The sequence below is a fragment of the Segeticoccus rhizosphaerae genome (assembly GCF_005222685.1).
Lineage (GTDB): Bacteria > Actinomycetota > Actinomycetes > Actinomycetales > Dermatophilaceae > Segeticoccus > Segeticoccus rhizosphaerae.
Genome location: NZ_SWMA01000090.1, coordinates 1 through 1,488 on the forward strand (window position 1 = coordinate 1; position 1,488 = coordinate 1,488).

The 1,488-nt window shown below is 68.1% G+C and carries 1 protein-coding gene; it reads left to right on the top strand.

The genetic code is table 11. From position 1 onward, the window contains the following. The first annotated feature begins 238 nt into the window (after positions 1-238). Positions 239-1,462 carry an IS110 family RNA-guided transposase gene (locus FCN22_RS21415; RefSeq protein ID WP_137123589.1) on the top strand — a complete coding sequence of 408 codons (1,224 nt, stop codon included), beginning with the start codon at positions 239-241 and terminating at the stop codon, positions 1,460-1,462. The last annotated feature ends 26 nt before the right edge of the window (positions 1,463-1,488 follow it).

The window sequence follows — 1,488 nt, forward strand, 5'->3', positions numbered from 1 at the left end:
GCCTAATGGGGGCGCATCGCCGAGGTTTCGGCCAGAGTGGTGTCCGAGTCCGCCGGTGGGTGAGCACTGCTGAAGCCTGGCCCGTGAGGTCTACGCCTAGATCGTGCCCCTGCCGGTGAACGAGGAGGCGTTGATGGCTGCTGGGATAACGCGCCCCGCCGCGTGCGGTGAGCACTGAACCATTAGGTCGCCTGCGAGCCTCTTCTGGACGATCCGTTCCAAGGTAAGGAGAGATCGGGTGCTGTTCCTGGGTGATGACTGGGCCGAGACCCATCACGACATCGAGCTCCAAGACGAACAGGGCCGAGTGCTGAAGCGGCGCCGGTTGGCCGAAGGAGTCGCCGGCCTGGCCCAGCTCCATGAGCTGATCGCCGACCACCTGGACGATGACGACGAACCGGAGTCGGTGCTGGTCGGCATCGAAACCGACCGCGGCGGCTGGGTGAACGCCCTGGTCGCCGCCGGCTACACGGTCTACGCGATCAACCCCAAGCAAGCCGCCCGCTACCGCGAACGGCTCACCACCTCCGGCGCCAAGAGCGACCCGGGTGATGCGCACGTGCTCGCTGAAATTGTGCGCAAGGACCGTGAGCACCACCGTGTCGTGGCCGGCGATAGCGAGCAGGTCGAGGTGGTCAAGACCGTGGCCCGCACCCATCAGGCGATGATCTGGACCCGGCAACGTCAGGCCAACCAGCTGCGCTCGATGCTGCGGGAGTTCTACCCCGCCGCGCTGGAGGCGTTCGGCGATGACTTGGCCGGACGCGACGCGCTCGCAGTGCTTGCGATCGCGCCCACTCCGGCCGCGGGACGGGCCTTGTCCAGGTCGCGGCTGGTCAGCGTGCTGCGCAAGGCCGGCCGGCAGCGCAACCTGCAGACCCGGGCCGAGGAGATCTCGACCGTTCTGCGTGGCGAGCACCTCGGACTGTCCGACGCGCTCGCGGAGGCCTACGGCGCCAGCGTGAGGGCCCTCGTGGCGGTGCTGACCACGATGGCCGCCCAGGCCGTTGTCCTCGAGGGCGAGGTAGAGCGGTGTTTTGGCCAGCACCCGGACGCTGATCTCATCACCAGCCAGCCCGGGCTCGGTGCGGTCCTCGGTGCTCGGGTGCTTGCCGAGTTCGGCGACGACAAGGACCGTTACGCCGACGCCAAGTCCAGGCGCAACTATGCGGGCACGAGCCCGATCACGAAGACCTCGGGCAAGCAACGCGTCGTGCTGGCTCGCTACGCCCGCAACAAGCGGCTCGCCGACGCCCTGCATCAGCAGGCCTTCGCTGCGCTGACCGCATCGCCCGGAGCCCGGGCGTTCTACGACCACCATCGCGCCCGTGGCGCCACCCACCACCAAGCCTTGCGAGCCCTGTCCAACCGTCTCGTCGGCATCCTCGACGGATGCCTGCGCCACCGCACCACCTATGACGAAGCAGTCGCCTGGGCACACCGCCAACCAGCAGCCGCTTGACGGATCAGAGCCCTGGGATATCTAGG